The 19,182-nt window shown below is 59.6% G+C and carries 18 protein-coding genes and 1 tRNA gene; 13 read left to right on the top strand and 6 right to left on the bottom strand.

Annotation, left to right across the window (positions count from 1 at the left end; genetic code table 11):
- Positions 1-20 precede the first annotated feature (20 nt).
- The 13 genes from ybgC (at position 21) to nadA (ending at position 11,676) form a co-directional block, all read left to right on the top strand.
- Positions 21-476: a tol-pal system-associated acyl-CoA thioesterase gene (gene ybgC / locus ATH90_RS22825; RefSeq protein WP_025854760.1), complete on the top strand. Its 456-nt coding sequence runs from the start codon at positions 21-23 to the stop codon at positions 474-476.
- 1 nt (position 477) lies between these two features.
- Positions 478-1,173 carry a protein TolQ gene (tolQ, locus tag ATH90_RS22820; RefSeq protein ID WP_010208111.1) on the top strand — a complete coding sequence of 232 codons (696 nt, stop codon included), beginning with the start codon at positions 478-480 and terminating at the stop codon, positions 1,171-1,173.
- 23 nt (positions 1,174-1,196) lie between these two features.
- Entirely contained in the window at positions 1,197-1,649 is a 453-nt protein-coding gene (gene tolR / locus ATH90_RS22815) for a protein TolR (RefSeq protein WP_161634127.1), read from the top strand.
- Positions 1,649-2,722 (top strand): cell envelope integrity protein TolA, encoded by a 1,074-nt coding sequence (tolA, locus tag ATH90_RS22810; RefSeq protein ID WP_098467304.1) that lies wholly within the window; start codon positions 1,649-1,651, stop codon positions 2,720-2,722. Before tolR ends, tolA begins: the two co-directional genes overlap by 1 nt.
- Positions 2,723-2,739: 17 nt before the next feature.
- Positions 2,740-4,020, top strand: a complete 1,281-nt coding sequence (tolB, locus tag ATH90_RS22805) for a Tol-Pal system beta propeller repeat protein TolB (RefSeq protein ID WP_211290128.1) — start codon at positions 2,740-2,742, stop codon at positions 4,018-4,020.
- 55 nt (positions 4,021-4,075) lie between these two features.
- Positions 4,076-4,576: a peptidoglycan-associated lipoprotein Pal gene (gene pal / locus ATH90_RS22800; protein ID WP_003209827.1), complete on the top strand. Its 501-nt coding sequence runs from the start codon at positions 4,076-4,078 to the stop codon at positions 4,574-4,576.
- A gap of 6 nt (positions 4,577-4,582) precedes the next feature.
- Positions 4,583-5,419 (top strand): tol-pal system protein YbgF, encoded by an 837-nt coding sequence (gene ybgF / locus ATH90_RS22795; protein ID WP_034109147.1) that lies wholly within the window; start codon positions 4,583-4,585, stop codon positions 5,417-5,419.
- A 164-nt stretch (positions 5,420-5,583) separates the two neighbouring features.
- On the top strand, positions 5,584-6,231 hold the full coding sequence (gene queE / locus ATH90_RS22790) for a 7-carboxy-7-deazaguanine synthase QueE (protein WP_025854757.1): 648 nt from the start codon (positions 5,584-5,586) through the stop codon (positions 6,229-6,231).
- A 16-nt stretch (positions 6,232-6,247) separates the two neighbouring features.
- A complete protein-coding gene (queC, locus tag ATH90_RS22785; protein ID WP_034109378.1) occupies positions 6,248-6,922 on the top strand; it encodes a 7-cyano-7-deazaguanine synthase QueC in 675 nt (224 codons plus the stop codon).
- Between the two features lie 63 nt (positions 6,923-6,985).
- Positions 6,986-7,061, top strand: a tRNA-Lys gene (locus tag ATH90_RS22780).
- A gap of 316 nt (positions 7,062-7,377) precedes the next feature.
- Positions 7,378-8,664 carry an OmpP1/FadL family transporter gene (locus ATH90_RS22775; RefSeq protein WP_098467302.1) on the top strand — a complete coding sequence of 429 codons (1,287 nt, stop codon included), beginning with the start codon at positions 7,378-7,380 and terminating at the stop codon, positions 8,662-8,664.
- A gap of 117 nt (positions 8,665-8,781) precedes the next feature.
- Positions 8,782-10,359: a lactate dehydrogenase gene (locus ATH90_RS22770; protein ID WP_244906005.1), complete on the top strand. Its 1,578-nt coding sequence runs from the start codon at positions 8,782-8,784 to the stop codon at positions 10,357-10,359.
- A gap of 258 nt (positions 10,360-10,617) precedes the next feature.
- A complete protein-coding gene (nadA, locus tag ATH90_RS22765) occupies positions 10,618-11,676 on the top strand; it encodes a quinolinate synthase NadA (RefSeq protein WP_034109145.1) in 1,059 nt (352 codons plus the stop codon).
- A gap of 115 nt (positions 11,677-11,791) precedes the next feature.
- Here the strand turns inward: nadA and ATH90_RS22760 are convergent, their stop codons facing one another.
- From ATH90_RS22760 to gcvH, 6 genes are all read right to left on the bottom strand, one after another.
- Positions 11,792-12,280 (bottom strand): RDD family protein, encoded by a 489-nt coding sequence (locus ATH90_RS22760; protein ID WP_025854753.1) that lies wholly within the window; start codon positions 12,278-12,280, stop codon positions 11,792-11,794.
- A 95-nt stretch (positions 12,281-12,375) separates the two neighbouring features.
- The gene (locus ATH90_RS22755) at positions 12,376-12,588 is read right to left on the bottom strand and encodes a cold-shock protein (protein ID WP_034109143.1); all 213 of its coding nucleotides are present in this window, start codon (positions 12,586-12,588) and stop codon (positions 12,376-12,378) included.
- Between the two features lie 395 nt (positions 12,589-12,983).
- Positions 12,984-14,108 (bottom strand): glycine cleavage system aminomethyltransferase GcvT, encoded by a 1,125-nt coding sequence (gene gcvT / locus ATH90_RS22750; protein ID WP_098467301.1) that lies wholly within the window; start codon positions 14,106-14,108, stop codon positions 12,984-12,986.
- A gap of 39 nt (positions 14,109-14,147) precedes the next feature.
- The gene (locus tag ATH90_RS22745; RefSeq protein WP_034109141.1) at positions 14,148-15,524 is read right to left on the bottom strand and encodes an L-serine ammonia-lyase; all 1,377 of its coding nucleotides are present in this window, start codon (positions 15,522-15,524) and stop codon (positions 14,148-14,150) included.
- Positions 15,525-15,683: 159 nt separating this feature from the next.
- The gene (gene gcvP, locus ATH90_RS22740) at positions 15,684-18,533 is read right to left on the bottom strand and encodes an aminomethyl-transferring glycine dehydrogenase (protein WP_098467300.1); all 2,850 of its coding nucleotides are present in this window, start codon (positions 18,531-18,533) and stop codon (positions 15,684-15,686) included.
- A gap of 10 nt (positions 18,534-18,543) precedes the next feature.
- Positions 18,544-18,927, bottom strand: a complete 384-nt coding sequence (gcvH, locus tag ATH90_RS22735; RefSeq protein ID WP_034109139.1) for a glycine cleavage system protein GcvH — start codon at positions 18,925-18,927, stop codon at positions 18,544-18,546.
- Between the last annotated feature and the right edge of the window lie 255 nt (positions 18,928-19,182).

Below are 19,182 nucleotides of genomic sequence, written 5' to 3'. Positions count from 1 at the left end.
TGAGGAGTAAGCACTAGAGTATGCGCGCGCAAAACGGGGATCAGTCGTTCGCACATCGCTGTCGCGTTTATTACGAGGACACCGATGCCGGCGGCATCGTGTATTACGTCAACTACCTCAAGTTCATGGAGCGGGCTCGAACCGAGCGGCTACGGGAGCTGGGCTTTGCCCAATCCGAGCTGGCAGGGGAGGACCTGTTGTTCGTCGTGCATTCCAGCGAGGCGCGGTATCACGCGCCGGCGCGGCTGGACGACGAGTTGTTGGTAAGCGCTGAAGTAATCGAATTGAACCGTGTCAGCCTGCGTTTCAAGCAGCAGGTCAGGCGGGCAACGGATGCAACGCTGCTCTGTGAGGGGCAGTTCCTGGTGGCCTGTGTGCGCACCAATAGTTTGAAACCCCGGGCCATTCCCGAAGCTCTACGTGCGGCCTTTGCCGACGTAAGCGGCGCGGGTAAACAATCAAAGCAGGAGATTTAGCGTGGAACCTACCGTCGTCGACCATTCCTCCATGTGGAGCCTGGTCAGCAATGCCAGTGTTGTGGTTCAACTGGTCATGCTGACCCTGGTAGCCGCATCGGTTACCTCTTGGGTCATGATTTTTCAGCGCAGCAACCTGCTGCGTGCCGGTCGACGTGCCCTGGAGAGCTTTGAAGAGCGCTTCTGGTCGGGTATCGACCTGTCCAAGCTGTACCGCCAGGCCGGCAGCAACCCCGACCCGGATTCGGGCGTCGAGCAGATCTTCCGCGCGGGCTTCAAGGAATTCTCCCGTCTGCGCCAGCAGCCAGGCGTTGACCCTGAAGCGGTCATGGAAGGTGTGGCCCGTGCCATGCGCGTTGCCATCTCCCGTGAAGAAGAAAAGCTTGAGCAAAGCTTGCCGTTCCTCGCTACCGTGGGTTCCGTGAGCCCATACATCGGCCTGTTCGGTACCGTTTGGGGGATCATGAACTCCTTCCGTGGCCTGGCCCAGGCCCAGCAAGCCACCCTGGCCACCGTGGCCCCGGGTATTGCCGAAGCCCTGATCGCCACCGCGATCGGTCTGTTCGCTGCTATCCCCGCAGTAATCGCCTACAACCGTTTCGCCGCCCGCGGCGAAAACCTGATTGGCCGTTACTACACCTTCGCCGATGAATTCCAGGCGATCCTGCACCGTAAAGTGCACACCAGCGAAGAATAAGCAGGTACCTCCCGATGGCTTTAATCACTCGAGCTCGAACCAAGCGCAAGCCGGTCGCCGAGATGAACGTAGTGCCTTACATCGACGTGATGCTGGTGCTGCTGGTTATCTTCATGGTGACCGCGCCGATGCTCAACCAGGGTGTGAAGGTTGATCTGCCCAAGGTTTCCAGCGAAGCCTTGCCCCAGGACAACAACACCCAGGTGCTGACTATTTCGATCAAGTCCGACAAGACCTATTACTGGAACCTTGGCAGCGAAGTCGACACTCAGAAGCAGCAGGACAAGGCCCTGACCTTGCCGGCCATGACCGATGCGGTGACCAAGATCATTCGCTCCGGCAACGAAGGCGGCAAGCACACCCAGGTCTTCATCCGCGGAGACAAGGCGGTCGACTACGGCTCCGTCATGGGCGCCATGGGCGGGCTGCAGAAGGCCGGCGTGGGTAACGTTGGCTTGATTACCGAGGCGCCCTGATGCAGCAACAGCGAGAGCCGTCCGCCTCGGAGAGCTACTTCTGGCCTAGCGTCTGGGCAATTGCCCTGCACGTCCTGGTGTTTGGCATGCTGTTCGTCAGCTTTGCCATGACCCCGGACCTGCCGCCAGCCAAGCCGATCGTGCAGGCGACCCTGTATCAGCTGAAATCGAAAAGTCAGGCCACCACCCAGACCAATCAGAAGATTGCGGGTGAGGCCCAGAAGTCGGCTGCGCGCCAGACTGAAGTCGAGCAGATGGAACAGAAGAAGGTCGAGCAGGAAGCGGTGAGGGCTGCTGCGGAACAAAAGAAAGAAGAGGCGGCTCAAAAGGCCGAGGAATCGAAAAAGGCTGACGAAGCGAAGAAGGCCGACGAGGCGAAAAAGGCTGATGAAGCCAAGAAAGCCGAGAAAGCTGCCGAAGCTAAAAAGGCCGAAGAGAAACAATTGGCTGATATAGCCAAGAAGAAGTCTGAAGAAGAAGCCAAAAAAGCGGCTGAAGAAGAGGCCAAGAAAAAGGCCGCTGAAGACGCCAAGAAGAAAATAGTCGAAGACGCGAAGAAGAAAGCCGCCGAAGACGCCAAGAAAAAAGCTGAAGCAGACGAGGCGAAGAAGAAAGTCGCCGACGACGCGAAGAAGAAAGCTGCCGCCGACGCCCAGAAGAAAAAGGCCCAGGAAGCAGCACGTAAATCCGCCGAAGAGAAAAAGGCCCAGGCCTTGGCAGATTTGCTCTCCGACACGCCGCAGCGTCAGCAAGCCTTGGCCGATGAACGTGGTGATGAAGTCGCGGGCAGTTTCGACGACCTGATTCGAGCGCGGGCAGCGGAAGGCTGGACACGTCCACCTTCGGCACGCAAAGGCATGACAGTAGTGCTGCAGATCGGCATGTTGCCGGACGGTACGGTGACTTCGGTCAGCGTGGCCAAGTCCAGTGGTGACGGTTCGTTCGACAGTTCGGCGGTTGCCGCGGTCAAGAACATTGGCCGGTTGACCGAGATGCAGGGAATGAAACCAAGCGACTTCGCTCCCTATCGTTCATTCAAGATGACATTCACACCTGAGGATCTAGCCTTGTGAGAAACCTTCTTCGAGGAATGCTTGTCGTTATTTGCTGTATGGCAGGGATAGCGGCGGCGGATGAAAAGAACATCCTGGTTACCAGCGGTAGCGATCGGGCCACCCCGATCGCGGTAGTACCGTTCGGCTGGCAGGGCGGCAGCGTGCTGCCGGACGACATGGCCCAGATCGTCAGCGACGACCTGCGCAATTCCGGTTACTACGCACCCATTCCAAAAGGCAACATGATCAGCCAGCCGAACCAGGCCAGCGAAGTCGTGTTCCGTGACTGGAAGGCGGTGGGTGCGCAGTACCTGATGGTCGGCAATATCACGCCGGCCGGCGGTCGCCTGCAGATCCAGTACACGTTGTTCAACGTGGCGACCGAACAGCAGGTCTTGACCGGCAGCGTGTCGGGCACTGCCGAGCAGATCCGCGACATGGCCCACTACATCTCGGACCAGTCGTTTGAAAAGCTCACCGGTATCAAGGGTGCTTTCTCGACGCGTCTGCTGTACGTAACGGCTGAACGTTTCTCTGTAGACAACACTCGTTACACTTTGCAGCGCTCGGACTACGACGGTGCACGGGCTGTGACCTTGCTCCAATCCCGTGAGCCAATCCTGTCGCCGCGCTTCGCACCGGACGGCAAGCGTATTGCCTACGTGTCTTTCGAGCAGAAGCGTCCGCGTATCTTCGTCCAGCACATTGATACTGGCCGTCGTGAGCAGATCACCAACTTCGAAGGCCTCAACGGTGCACCTGCCTGGTCGCCGGATGGTTCGCGCCTGGCGTTCGTGCTGTCCAAGGATGGCAACCCGGATATCTACGTGATGAACATGGCTTCGCGCCAGATTTCCCGCGTCACCAGCGGCCCGGGCATCAACACCGAGCCGTTCTGGGGCAAGGATGGTTCGACCATCTACTTCACCTCTGACCGAGGCGGCAAGCCACAGGTCTATAAGGCGAACGTGAATGGTGGTGGGGCAGAGCGTGTTACTTTTATCGGTAACTACAACGCCAACCCTAAGCTTTCGGCCGATGAAAAGACGTTGGTGATGATTCACCGTCAGGATGGTTTCACTAATTTCCGGGTTGCGGCCCAGGATTTGCAGCGCGGAACCGTAAAAATCCTCACAGATACCAACCTTGATGAGTCAGCCACTGTTGCGCCCAACGGCACCATGGTAATCTACGCCACCCGCCAGCAGGGCCGGGGAGTCTTGATGCTCGTGTCCATTAATGGACGCGTAAGGCTCCCACTTCCTACCGCACAAGGCGAAGTCAGAGAACCATCCTGGTCCCCTTACCTGAACTGACGCGGCGCTACAAAAAGATTTGCTTAACACACTGGGGTTCATTAGGAGTTTCACGATGGAAATGCTGAAGTTTGGTAAGTTTGCTGCTCTGGCTCTGGCTCTGTCCGTAGCCGTTGGTTGCTCGTCTAAAGGCGGCGACAATGCCGGTGAAGGCGCAGCTGTTGATCCAAACGCTGGTTACGGCGCTAACACTGGTGCGGTTGACGGCTCCCTGAGCGAAGAAGCTGCTCTGCGCGCTATCACCACTTTCTACTTCGAATACGACAGTTCGGACCTGAAGCCAGAAGCCATGCGCGCTCTGGACGTTCACGCGAAGGACCTGAAAGCTAACGGCGCTCGCGTTGTTCTGGAAGGTAACACCGACGAACGTGGTACTCGTGAGTACAACATGGCACTGGGCGAGCGTCGTGCGAAAGCCGTTCAGCGCTACCTGGTACTGCAAGGTGTTGCTCCAGGCCAACTGGAACTGGTTTCCTACGGTAAAGAGCGTCCAGTTGCTACTGGCCACGACGAGCAGTCCTGGGCTCAAAACCGTCGCGTCGAACTGCGTAAGTAATTCGTCATGCGAACGTGCCGTCGTGCTCTAACTGTATTGGCTCTCAGCCTCGCACCGCTTGCGGTGTGGGCTGCGGTTCCTGTGGAAGATAGCAACTCTGGCTATAACAATAGCGGGAGCAGTTATCCGCCAGCGGGTTATGGCACGAACGGCGCCTATGCGGGGGGAGCGGCTACGTCCGCTCCCTCGGCACAGGGCGAACTGTTCAACCAGCTGCAACGCATGCAGGATCAGATCGCGCAGCAACAAGGCGCCATTGAAGTACTGCAAAACCAAGTGAACCAGCTGAAGCAAGAAGGCCTGGAACGTTACCAGGACCTTGATCGACGCATTGGAGCCGGTGTTACACCTGCCGCAACTCCTGATAATTCTTCTGCCGGTGGCGCGCCTAGTGCTGCTGCCGGTGGTGCAGCAGCTGGGGCCGTGGCGGCAAGCCAGGCCCCTGCCGCGAGCAGCGAACCGGGTGATCCGGCGAAGGAAAAGCTGTATTACGATGCAGCCTTCGACCTGATCAAAGCCAAGGACTTCGATAAGGCCAGCCAGGCATTTACCGCATTCCTGCGCAAATACCCGAACAGCCAGTACGCGGGCAACGCCCAATATTGGTTGGGTGAAGTTAACCTGGCAAAGGGTGATCTACAGGGTGCAGGCCAGGCATTTGCCAAGGTCAGCCAGCTGTACCCCAAGCATGCCAAGGTGCCGGATTCGCTGTACAAACTCGCTGATGTAGAGCGCCGCCTCGGTCATACCGACAAGGTCAAAGGCATTCTGCAGCAGGTTGTGGCCCAGTATCCGGGTACTTCTGCTGCCCAGTTGGCCCAACGAGACCTGCAGCGCTTGTAAGCGAAGCAACCCGTTTGGAAGAAACCCGCGCCTGGCGCGGGTTTTTTCGTTAGAATCCACGCCCTTTTATGAAACACGCTTTTTGGGGCCTACGCGTTGGCGGGGTCCTTTAAAGTGCCTGACGGAGGCGGACAGCCTGTTTAGCTGTTACGCCCGTGGCGACTATGCAAGACACATTACGTATTACCGAAGTTTTTTACTCGTTGCAGGGTGAAACGCGGACGGCTGGCCTGCCCACAGTATTTGTGCGCCTGACCGGTTGCCCCTTGCGTTGCCAATACTGTGACAGCGCCTACGCCTTCAGTGGTGGCACGGTGCGCACCCTCGATGACATCCTGGAGCAGGTCGCCGGCTACAAGCCGCGCTACGTCTGCGTGACCGGTGGTGAGCCGCTGGCCCAGCCCAATGCCATCCCTTTGCTCAAGCAGTTGTGTGATGCCGGCTACGAGGTCTCCCTGGAGACCAGTGGCGCCCTGGACATCTCAGCGGTCGACCCCCGTGTAAGCCGCGTGGTTGACCTCAAGACCCCAGGCTCCAAGGAAGCGCATCGCAACCGCTACGAGAACATCGAACTGCTGACGGCCAACGACCAGGTCAAGTTCGTCATCTGTTCCCGAGATGACTACGACTGGGCGAATTCCAAGCTGATTCAATATGGGCTGGACCGTCGCGCAGGCGAAGTGCTGTTCTCGCCAAGCCACCATGACCTGAATGCACGTGACCTCGCCGATTGGGTGGTTGCAGACAATCTACCGGTGCGCCTGCAATTGCAGCTGCATAAATACCTTTGGAATGACGAGCCAGGACGCTGATATGACTGAACACACCATGGATCAAAAACGCGCGGTAATCCTGCTGTCTGGCGGACTCGACTCCGCCACGGTGGTTGCCATGGCACAAGAGCAAGGCTACAGCTGCTACACCATGAGCTTCGACTACGGCCAGCGCCACCGCGCCGAGCTGAACGCCGCGGCCCGTGTCGCCCGTGACATGGGGGTGGTCGAGCACAAGGTGATCGGCTTGAACCTCAACGGCATCGGCGGCTCCGCACTGACCGATAGCAGCATCGATGTGCCGGAAACGCCTGGCGAAGGCATCCCGGTGACCTACGTGCCGGCACGTAACACGGTGTTCCTGTCCCTGGCCCTGGGCTGGGCAGAAGTGCTCAACGCCCGCGATATCTTTATCGGCGTCAACGCCGTGGATTACTCCGGTTACCCAGACTGCCGACCAGAGTTCGTCGAGTCGTTCGAGCGCATGGCTAACCTGGCCACCAAGGCCGGTGTAGAAGGGCAGGGCTTCCGCATCCTGGCCCCGCTGCAAAACCTGAGTAAGGCCGATATCGTGAAGGCTGGCGTAGGACTTGGCGTCGATTATTCGCTGACCGTTTCCTGCTATCAGGCAGACGATGACGGCCGTGCTTGTGGGAAATGCGACAGCTGCCGACTGCGCGCAGAAGGCTTCCAAGCCGCCGGAATTACTGACCCAACGCGTTATTTCTGATTTATTTCAAATAAGGTGTTGAATAATCCTTAGAAATCAGTATTATACGCGCCACCACACAGCGGGTCGTTAGCTCAGTTGGTAGAGCAGTTGGCTTTTAACCAATTGGTCGTAGGTTCGAATCCCACACGACCCACCATTTTTGGCGGTTTAGAAAATCCGGAAGGCCCACGCAAGTGAGGATTTCCGGGTTTTTTTTTGCCCGTTTGAAAAACAGTAAGCCCCAGGCGATTGAAAAGCCTGGGGTTTTTTGTATCTGCGGCTGGGTGAAACAATCACCGAAACCAAGCGGTCACACTCGGGTTTTGCAGTCATTGCTGGAAACGAAAAAGCGGCTGAAGTCTTTGAAATCCATAGGGTTGTCCGACAATCTAGCGCATGAAAAACTCTTCATAAACCGCCCGCTCGAACGTTGGTAGCTTCCTCGTCGCTGCCCCATCATTCGAGTCCTAATAATGAATAACAAAACTCTTAAAGGCGCCTTGGCGCTCGCCGTTTCCCTTGCCTCGACCCAACTGTTTGCCGGTGGTTTCGCGCTCAATGAACAAAGCATCAGTTCAATGGGCACGGGCTACGCCGGCCGCTCCTCCTCGGCCGAGGACGCGAGTACGGTGTTCGGCAACCCCGCAGGTATGTCTCGCCTGAAACAAAATGAAGTCAGCCTCGGCGCGACCTACCTCGATGCCAAAACCAACATCAAGGACGCCAGTTCCTCACAGTTCGGTGCCGACAACCCCGGCACCAACAAAGGCGACATGGTGCCTGGCATTGCCGTGCCGATGGGCTACCTGGTCACGCCCATCGATGAGCACTGGGCGTTTGGCCTGGGTATCTACGCGCCTTTCGGCCTGGTCACCGACTATGAGCACAGCTTCCAGGGCAATGGCTTTGGCAGCAAGAGCAAGGTGTCAGTCATCACCGTGCAGCCGACGGTCAGCTACGCCTTCAACGACACAGTGTCGGTGGGCTTTGGCCCGACCTTCAACCGCATCACCGGCGAGTTGGACTCCACTGTGCCGCTGGGGGGCGGCGCGGGCGAAAGCGTGAAGGTCAAGGGCAACGACAACGCCACCGGGTTCAACGCCGGTATCCTCGTGCAGCCTCTCGACAGCACGCGGATCGGTGTGACCTACCACTCGCAGGTGGTGTACCACCTCAGCGGCAAGACCCATGCTTCCGGCTTGATTTCCGATGCATTCGACGGTGGGCCGCAGAAGTATGACGCCAGCCTGGATGTGACTACGCCTTCGTCGGTGGACTTTTCGGTAACCCATCAACTGAACGACGATTGGACCCTCTACCTCGGCAGCACCTACACCCGCTGGAGCCAGTTGAAGAAGATCACCATCAACAACGACGGTGTATCCGACCTGACCGCTCAATTCGGTGGCCTGGGCTCCATCACCGAGCAACAGCACTGGCATGACACGTGGTCCCACGCCATCGGCGCGGCGTATCGGGTCAACAAGGAGCTGGTGCTGCGGACCGGTTTCTCGGTGGATCAGACGCCGACCAACAACACTGATCGGTCTGTGCGAATTCCTACAGGGGACCGCACGGTTTTCAGCCTGGGCGCCGGCTGGACGCCTGTCGACAACCTGACCTTGGATGTGGCGTATTCCTACCTCAAGGAAGAGCCGATCAAGGTGCGACAGAATCTTTCCCAGGTTGGCCTGACCTACGATGCCAAGTATGAAAACAGCGCCAATGGCTTTGGTGGGTCGGTGACTTACCGTTTCTAGGCCAGACACGACAGCAAAGAGTCAGCTTTTTGGCAGGGCTCTTTGTTGCCTAGGTGCTGTCATTCGATGGAGGTGTTGGTTAGATTAGACCGTGTTCAGATCAAGACAGGGACCGTCATGACCACGCTTTTGCCGATCAAATCCGCCAATACCCTTATCGTCCGCCCGGCCGAAACGTCGCCCGTGCCCCACACGCAAAACACGGACGTCAGCGTGACGCGTCCCTCCTCGGTGGTCAGCCTGGGCAATGGGGTAGCCGACACGCTCTCCGATACCTATTCACGCCGTGGGCAACTGCCCGGTCAAGAGACGGTGCGTGCGTGGGAAAGCGACAACCAGGATGCACTCAGCAAAACCCTCAACGCCAATTTCAATTCGCTGTCGACGGCCAACCGCTTCAGTGGCCTTGGCGCAGGCCTTATTGCGCAGTTTGCCAAGGGCGGCGGGGTGGGGCTTTCCCAGTCCGTGCTGTATGCGAGTGCCGATCGGGCGCAAAACGCCGGCGAGATCAAGCTCGATCAGAGCCTCTTGCACACTAAGGCCGACAACCTGGTCAGCCTCAGCATCAAGACTGCCAGCGGCAAGACTGTCACCTTCAGCCTCTCCAGCCAGACCGATGGCCTGGGCGTACAGGCCACGGTAGACGGTGGCACCTTGAGTGATGAGGAACTAGAAGCGGTCGGTAAACTGGGCAGCGCTTTCCAGTCTGCCGTGGATGGGTTGACCGCAACGCCGCCGAAGCTCGACCTTAGCGGGCTGACCCGGTTTGATTCCAGGCTGCTGGCCTCGGTGGACCTCAATGCCAAGGTCAAATCCCCGGACGGTCAGGACCTGAGCCTGGCCTTCCACGCCGACAGCCAGAGCCGCACCACTCGCATGAGTGGCCCGCTCGGCGAGCTGAACCTGGCAGTGGACTTGAAAAACACCGCGATCCTCGGCGATGCCAGGCAACAGGCCAAGGCGCTGGACAGCTACCTGGCCCAGTTTGACCGGGCCCAGGAGCGCGGCAGCGCCAAACCGGAATTGATGGCGATGTTCAAAGATGCTTTCAGCGCCATGAACAGCAACTATCCACAGGGGCTGTCCCTGCCAGAAGCGCTGACGCGCAACCCGACCGACCAGGGCTTGCTGACGGGCCTGGCGGATTTCAAGGCCTCGATCAAGCAGGCTACCGAGTCCTCCAACCCCATGCGCCCGTCCGAAGTGGACAGCTTTGCCTATGAGGTCTCGCAAAGGACCCGTGTCGGCGGCAACAGCGCGTTAGACCGCAGTGTCAGCCAGGACCAGCAGTCGAGCCTGTCCGCAAGTTTTCATAAAGGCCTCAAGGGCGGCAAGGCACCGGCCCTGGACACCCGCGCCGAGTCGCAGAATTATCTCTATGTGCAAGTGCGCGACAAGGCCAGCAGTTCGGCGCATCTCTCGTATAAGGATGGCCTGCTGTCCAACGCCTCTGTGTCGCAAGAGGCCAGCCAGGAGACGCGCACGCAGAAGTACGTGATGGGCAAGCTGGTAGACGAGACCTTTGTGCCCAGGCAGGCGGCGGTCAAGCGCGATTACCTGGTACTCCTCGAATATGCCGCCAAGGAAAGCAAAAAGTCCAAGGACGCGCTGGAGGAGTCCACCTTGAAGGATGCCTTGTCCAACATGCATGACGCGGTGATCCTGCAGGAGGATCCCTCGAAGCTCGTGCGCTGACCTTTCTTATTCAGGAGCCGGGCTTGCCGGCGATGGCGTCTCCAGGAGCGCCGTCGCCGGCAAGTCGGCTCCCGCCCGTTATCCCCATCCCCGCCCCAGATTAGGCTTTTGAAAACCTTGGATATTCTGTAGCCTTGCGCAGCTTCATCCCAAACCGTGCTTGATGAACACAATCACTTCGTCCGGCGGCGCCCGATGGGCTCCAGAGCCGGTGGTACACTCGACTTTCGCGCAACTGCGCCTGCAGGTCTTGCGAACATGACGCAAATTTCCGAACGCCTTCTGGTTCAAGCCCACCTCGACGCCAAGCAGCCCAAGGCCCTCAGCGCCGACGAAGAGGCGAGCCTGCGCACCGCCATCGCCGCCGAGCTCAAAGCTCAGGACGCGGTACTGGTTGCCCACTTCTACTGTGACCCCGTCATCCAGGCCCTGGCCGAAGAAACCGGGGGCTGTGTGTCCGACTCCCTGGAAATGGCTCGCTTCGGCGCTGCCCACCCGGCCAAGACCGTGCTGGTCGCCGGTGTGCGTTTCATGGGCGAGACCGCCAAGATCCTCACACCCGAAAAACGCATCCTCATGCCGACCCTGGAAGCGACCTGTTCCCTGGACCTGGGTTGCCCGGTCGATGAGTTTTCGGCGTTCTGCGACCAGCATCCTGAACGCACCGTGGTGGTGTACGCCAACACTTCGGCGGCGGTCAAGGCACGGGCGGACTGGGTAGTGACCTCCAGCTGTGCATTGGAAATCGTCGAAAGCCTGATGGACAACGGCGAGACGATCATCTGGGGGCCCGACAAACACTTGGGCACCTACATCCAGCGCCAGACCGGGGCCGACATGCTGTTGTGGGACGGTGCGTGCATCGTTCACGAAGAGTTCAAGTCCAAGCAGCTGGAGGACATGAAGGCGTTGTACCCGGATGCCGCTATCCTGGTGCACCCTGAGTCGCCGACGTCGGTCATCGAACTGGCGGATGCCGTGGGGTCGACCAGCCAGCTGATTGCGGCGGCCCAGCGCCTGCCGAACAAGACCTTTATCGTCGCCACCGACCGCGGCATCTTCTACAAGATGCAGCAGCTGTGCCCGGACAAGGTCTTTGTCGAAGCACCTACCGCCGGTAACGGCGCAGCGTGCCGCAGTTGCGCACACTGTCCGTGGATGGCCATGAACACGCTGGAGCGCACGCTGCAGTGCCTGCGTGAGGGCAGTAACGAGATTTTCGTCGAGCCTGCGGTGATCCCGCACGCGGTGCGACCGCTCAAGCGCATGCTCGACTTCACCCAGGCTGCACGCCTCAAGCTCGCTGGCAACGCCTGATTAAACGGTGGGGGCTGGCTCGCCTGCGATAGCATCACCTCGGTACATCACAAGCACCGAGTCGCCTGTATCGCAGGCAAGCCGGCTCCCACACTGATCTTGAGTGTGCCGGGGCTTATTTTTTCTGCTTGGGAATCCGCACCAGCTGCGTATCCGAATAGATGTCGTGCCAGCTGCGCTTGCGCTTATCAAACAGCGACCAGATAAACCCCAGCCCCACGCACAACCACGACGCAATCGACACCACGAAGCGCAACAGCGCCTGCCACAGGCTGATCCGCGAGCCGTCGGCGTTCTGTACGCGCACGCCCCAGACCTGCATGCCCAGGGTCTGCCCGGAATGGGTCCAGAACTTGGCAAAGAAGCCAAACAGCACAAACAACAGGATCGTCGACAGCAACGGATCGCCGTCCAGCGCGCCGGATTCGGTGAGGGTGCGCATCTTCGCTTCGCCGACAAATGCGATCCAGATCAACTTGTAGATAAACGCAGTGACGATCAGCAGGGCAGTGCACAACAGGAAGTCGTAGAACATCGCTGCCAGGCGGCGGCCCAGGCCAACGGCGGGGAATTCGCCTTGGGGGCTCAGCAAGGGTTTGGACATGGCAGGGCTCTCTTGTCAAAAAAGCCATTTTACGAGTAAACGCACATAAAAAAGCCCCTGATGTCACCATCAGGGGCTTTTTGTCGCAGGAAGGATCAGCCTTCTGCTTGTACTTCGTCAGCCTGCATGCCTTTCTGGCCTTGCACGGCTTTGAAAGTGACCTTCTGGCCTTCTTTCAGGCTCTTGAAGCCGTTGCCCTGGATAGCGCGGAAATGCACGAACAGATCCGGACCGCTTTCTGGAGTGATAAAACCAAACCCTTTTTCGTCGTTAAACCACTTGACGGTACCGCTCTGACGATCAGACATTTTCTTCTTTCCTTTGACGCTAAAAATTAATGACAGCCCCTTTCACATGAAAGAGTACTGGGCTGGGTTGCAGGAAAGTAAGAGACGTCGAACGGGTTGTAGCACAACTACTTCAGCTACTGCCCAGGTCCAGGTTCCAAGCGACCCATGCAAACACAGTGAACAAACTCTACGCCAACTAATAGAGAAAAAACAAGCCCTGCCAAAAGCCCAGCGTTTGCTGGGCCTTGTGACACTTGGGTGACTGTTAGGGGGGGCGGGTTATTCGATAGAGTTGATCACTTGTTATAGGTTGTTACCTATAAAAAAGGCTATCGATAGTGCACTGTTTTATGGCGGTTGCGTTACAGATTAGTGCACGTTGACGCAACCGCGTTACTTATAGAAACAACCAATCAGCCGCGGAAGTAACGTTGCGGTACAAATGGCATTTTACTTACACGAAGGGGCACCTTTTTCCCACGTACCAGCGCCGAAACTTCGGTATCCAGTGCGATGAAGGCGCTGTCCAGGTAACCCATAGCCAACGGGCCGCCCAGGGTCGGGCCGAAACCACCGCTGCACACACTGCCGATCACGGTGCCGTCTGCGTCGACAATTTCCGCGCCTTCACGCACAGGCGTGCGTTCCTGCGGCAATAAGCCTACCCGTTTGCGGCTCACGCCGGCTTGTTGCTGGGTGAAGATCTTGTCGGCACCCGGGAACCCCCCAGCGCGAGCACCCTCGGCACGACGGGCCTTGGAGATCGCCCACAGCAGGCTGGCTTCGATCGGTGTGGTGTCGGTGTTCATGTCGTGGCCGTACAGGCACAGGCCGGCTTCCAGACGCAAGGAATCGCGGGCACCCAGGCCGATCGCCTGTACTTCGGTCTCGGCCAGCAGGCTGCGCGCCAGGCTTTCGGCATTGGCGGCGGGAACGGAGATTTCGAATCCGTCCTCGCCGGTGTAGCCCGAACGGCTGACATAGCAGTCCACGCCCAGCAAGCGCAGGGAGGCGAACTGCATGAAGGTCATCTTGGTGACTTCCGGTGCCAGGCGCGCCAGTACCTTGACCGCCGCCGGCCCCTGCAGGGCCAGCAAGGCACGCTCTTCGAACAACGGCTCGATGGTGCACTGGTCGCCGATATGCTGACGCAGGTGCGCCAGGTCCTGGTCCTTGCAGGCGGCGTTGACCACCAGGAACAGTTCGTCGTTACCCAGGTTCGCCACCATCAGGTCGTCGAGAATCCCGCCCTGGTCGTTGGTGAACATCGCATAGCGCTGCATGCCTACCGGCAGGTCGATGATGTCGACCGGCACCACGGTTTCCAGGGCCTTGGCGGCATTCGCGCCGGTCAGGCGGATCTGGCCCATGTGGGACACGTCGAACAGCCCGGCCTGATCACGGGTGTGCAGGTGTTCTTTCATCACGCCCAGTGGGTATTGCACCGGCATTTCGTAACCGGCGAAGGGCACCATGCGCGCGCCCAATTCGATGTGCAGGGCGTGCAGAGGGGTTTTCAACAGGGTTTCGGTGGACATATTCAGCTCCTGAAAAACGTGCTGGCGCGCCTTTAGGCGTCAGCACTCGATAATGTTGACCGCCAAACCGCCACGGGCGGTTTCCTTGTATTTGCTTTTCATGTCGGCGCCGGTCTGGCGCATGGTGCGAATGACCTTGTCCAGCGAGACGAAGTGCTGGCCGTCGCCACGCAACGCCATGCGCACTGCATTGATGGCCTTGACCGAGCCCATGGCGTTGCGCTCGATGCAAGGCACCTGCACCAGCCCGCCAATCGGGTCACAGGTCAGGCCGAGGTTATGTTCCATGCCGATCTCGGCGGCGTTTTCCACCTGGGAAACGCTACCGCCCAGCACTTCGCACAGCGCGCCGGCCGCCATTGAGCAGGCCACGCCGACCTCGCCCTGACAGCCGACTTCGGCACCCGAGATCGACGCGTTTTCCTTGTACAAAATGCCGATGGCGGCGGCGGTGAGCAGGAAGCGCACCACGCCGTCTTCATTCGCGCCGGGGATAAATCGCATGTAGTAATGCAGCACTGCCGGCACGATCCCGGCCGCACCGTTGGTGGGCGCCGTTACCACGCGCCCGCCGTTGGCGTTTTCTTCGTTGACCGCCAGGGCGTAGAGGTTGACCCAATCGAGCACCGACAGCGGATCGCGCAGCGCCGATTCCGGGTTCTTGCACAACTGGCGATGCAAGGCCGCGGCGCGACGCTTGACCTTCAAGCCGCCGGGCAGGATCCCTTCGTTACGGCAACCCGCGTCCACGCAGTCCTGCATCACTTGCCAGATCTTCAGCAGGCCGGCGCGGGTTTCCGCTTCCGGGCGCCAGGCACTTTCATTGGTCAGCATCACTTGGCTGATGGACAGCCCATAGGTGGTGCAGTGGCTCAGCAGGTCCTTGGCGTGCTTGAACGGGAAGGTCAAGGGCGTGGCGTCCTCGACAATCCGGTCGGCACCAGCCGCGTCTTCATCCACCACAAAACCGCCGCCGACCGAGTAGTACTCGCGGCTGCGGATCTGGATATTGGCGGCGTCGAAGGCGCGGAAAATCATGCCGTTGGGGTGATAGGCGAGGGGTTTGCGAATCATCGCCAGGTGTTCTTTCTCGTTGAACGCAATGCTGTGTTCACCGAGCAGGTTGAGGCGACCGTCGCCGCGCATTTGCGCGAGGCGTGCCGCCACGGTTTCGGTATTCACGGTGTCCGGGTGTTCGCCTTCCAGCCCAAGCAGTACGGCCTTGTCGCTGCCGTGGCCTTTGCCAGTGGCGCCAAGCGAACCATAGAGTTCCACCTTGATGCTGGCGGTTGAACTCAGCAGGTTGTCGCGCTTGAGGCCTTCGACGAATCGGGCAGCGGCGCGCATCGGGCCGACGGTGTGGGAACTGGAGGGGCCGATGCCAATCTTGAACAGGTCGAACACGCTTAAAGACATGAGTTGTTCTCCGGTTTCTTATTATTTTATGAGGACCGACTCGGTCAATGTGGGAGCCGGGCTTGCCTGCGATGGCGGTGGTTCAGACAACGTCAATGTCACTGATACACCGCTATCGCAGGCAAGCCAGCGCCTACACTGGCCGCGTTTTCAGCCCGGTTATGCGTAGCTCTCGATCGACGGGCACGCACACACCAGGTTGCGATCGCCAAACACGTTGTCGACACGGCCCACCGGCGGCCAGTACTTGCCTTCGATCAACGAAGCAACCGGGTACACCGCTTGCTCGCGGCTGTAAGGATGGCTCCATTCGCCCACCAGTTCGGCCGCGGTATGCGGGGCGTTCTTGAGTGGGTTGTCGTCCTTGTCCAGGGTGCCGTTTTCCACCGCGCGGATTTCTTCGCGGATGGCGATCATGGCGTCGCAGAAGCGGTCCAGCTCTTGCTTGGATTCGCTTTCGGTCGGCTCGATCATCAAGGTGCCGGCCACCGGGAACGACATGGTCGGTGCGTGGAAGCCGAAGTCGATCAGGCGCTTGGCCACGTCGTCCACGCTGATGCCGCTGCTGTCCTTGATAGGGCGCAGGTCGAGGATGCATTCGTGCGCCACCAGGCCGTTGCTGCCGGTGTAGAGCACTGGGTAGTGCTCCTCGAGGCGACGGGAGATGTAGTTGGCATTCAGGATCGCCAGTTGCGAAGCGCGCTTGAGGCCCGCGCCGCCCATCATGCTGATGTACATCCAAGTGATCGGCAGGATGCTCGCGCTGCCGAACGGCGCCGCGCACACCGCGCCTTCCTTGCGTTCCATGGCTGCGTGACCTGGCAGGAACGGGGTGAGGTGCGACTTGACGCCAATCGGGCCAACACCCGGGCCGCCACCGCCGTGAGGAATGCAGAAAGTCTTGTGCAGGTTCAGGTGGGACACGTCGCCACCGAACTTGCCCGGTGCGCACAGGCCGACCATCGCGTTCATGTTGGCGCCGTCGATGTACACCTGGCCGCCGTTGTCGTGGATGATCCCGCAGATTTCGCGGATGCCTTCCTCGAACACACCGTGGGTGGACGGGTAGGTGATCATCAATGCTGCGAGGTGATCGCGGTGCTCGAGGGCCTTGGCGCGCAGGTCTTCAATGTCCACGTTGCCACGTGCATCGCAGGCAGTGACCACCACGCGCATGCCTGCCATGTTGGCAGTGGCTGGGTTGGTGCCGTGTGCCGACGATGGGATCAGGCAGATGTCGCGACGCTCATCGCCACGGCTCTGGTGGTAGGCACGAATGGCCAGCAGGCCCGCGTACTCGCCCTGGGAACCGGCGTTCGGTTGCAGCGAAATCGCATCGTAACCGGTGGCCGCGCAGAGCATGGCCTCCAGGTCTGAGGTCAGTTCCAGGTAGCCGGCGCTTTGTTCGGCCGGGGCGAATGGGTGCAGCGCACCGAACTCGGCCCAGGTCACCGGGATCATTTCACTGGCGGCGTTGAGCTTCATGGTGCACGAGCCCAGCGGAATCATGGTGCGGTCCAGCGCCAGGTCCTTGTCGGCCAGCTTGCGCAGGTAGCGCATCAGCTCGGTTTCCGAATGATAACGGTTGAACACCGGGTGGCTGAGGATCGGCGACTGGCGCAGCAGGGCGGCCGGCAGGGTGCTGTCCACGCTGTTGGCGAGGACGGCGAATTCCGGCAGGGCCGTGCCCTCGGCGAAGATCGCCCAGAGGGTGTCGATATCGGCCTGGGTGGTGGTTTCATCCACCGACACACCCAGACGCTCGGCGTCCACCACGCGCAGGTTGATACGTTGGGCGCGGGCCTTGTCGTGCAGGGCGGCGGTGTTGACGCCGGTGTTGAGGGTCAGGGTGTCGAAGAAGTGTTCCTGCTCGACGTTCACACCAAGCGTGGTCAAGCCCTTGGCCAGGATCGCGGTCAACTGGTGCACACGTTGGGCGATCTGGGTCAGGCCCTTTGGACCGTGGTACACGGCGTACATGCTGGCGATGTTGGCCAGTAGCACTTGGGCGGTGCAGATGTTGCTGGTGGCTTTTTCGCGGCGGATATGTTGCTCGCGGGTCTGCATGGCCAGGCGCAGGGCCGGCTTGCCGAAACGGTCGACGGAGACACCGACCAAACGGCCTGGCATGTCGCGCTTGAACGCATCCTTGGTGGAGAAGTACGCCGCGTGTGGGCCACCGAAACCCAGTGGCACACCGAAGCGCTGCGCGCTGCCGATGGCCACGTCGGCGCCGAACTCACCCGGAGGGGTCAGCAGGGTCAGGGCCAGCAGATCGGCGGCCACGGCTACCAAGGCGTTGGCGGCGTGGAAACGCTCGGTCAGCTCGCGGTAGTCGAACACATCACCGTTGCTGGCCGGGTATTGCAGCAGGGCGCCGAAGAAGGCGCTGACGTCGGTCAGTTCGCGCTCATCGCCCACCACCACGTCGATACCCAACGGCTCGGCACGGGTGCGCAATACGTCGAGGGTCTGCGGGTGGCTGTGGACCGAGGCGAAGAACGCATTGCTGCTCTTGTTCTTGCTCAGGCGCTTGCAGAACGTCATGGCTTCGGCAGCGGCGGTGGCTTCGTCGAGCAAGGATGCGTTGGCGATCGGCAGGCCGGTGAGGTCGCTGATCAGGGTCTGGAAATTCAGCAGCGCTTCCAGGCGACCTTGGGAGATCTCTGGCTGGTACGGGGTATACGCGGTGTACCAGGCCGGGTTTTCCAGCAGGTTGCGCAGGATCGGCGACGGCGTGTGGCAGTTATAGTAGCCCTGGCCGATGTAGGTCTTGAACAGTTGGTTCTTGCCGGCGATGGCCTTGATCTTGGCCAGGGCCTCGGCTTCGCTCAGGCCGTCTTCCAGGCCGAGCACGCTGGTGCCCTTGATGCTTTCCGGGATCACACTGGCGCTCAGGGCTTCCAGGGACTCGAAGCCAAGGCTGGCAAGCATGTGCTGCTCATCTTCCTGGCGCGGGCCGATGTGGCGGGCGATGAATTCGTTGGCGGTGGTGAGATTAACGGTCATGGCGCGCTCCTCAAGCTTCAGCGTTGGCTTTGATCAGGCGGTCGTACGCATCCTGATCCAACAGCTTAGCTACTGCACTGGCATCAGCGGGTTTAAAGCGGAAGAACCAACCTTCGCCCATCGGGTCTTCGTTGACCAGCTCGGGGCTGCCGTCGAGTTTGTCGTTCACTTCGAGTACTTCGCCGGCCAGAGGCATGTACACACCGCTGGCGGCCTTCACCGACTCCACGGTGGACGCTTCAGCGCCCTTGTCATAGGCCTGCAACTCCGGCAGTTGCACGAAAACCACATCACCCAGCGCGTTCTGCGCGAAAGCGGTGATACCCACGGTGACGCTGCCATCGGCTTCGGCGCGCAGCCATTCGTGATCTTCAGTGAAACGCAACTCGCTCATGGAAACTCCTCAGGGCCAGATTCGTCTGGTGGACGGGATTGGAATAATGAGGAGTTGCTTAGCAATATCGCGGCCAACGTTATTAAGTCTTTATAAATCAATAACTTGAATAAAATGATTATGACGATATGAATTTCAGCTGTAGCGAATTCGCTACACTCGGGCGCGTGAAAAAAAGCCTATGTGGATCAAAGCCTTGCATGGCGCGTAAAAAACAGGGTTGTAGCGATATCGTTCCACTGTAGCGCTTTCAGT

It is taken from the genome of Pseudomonas lurida (assembly GCF_002563895.1).
GTDB classification, from domain to species: domain Bacteria; phylum Pseudomonadota; class Gammaproteobacteria; order Pseudomonadales; family Pseudomonadaceae; genus Aquipseudomonas; species Aquipseudomonas lurida.
This window is presented reverse-complemented; position numbering and strand designations above follow the sequence as displayed.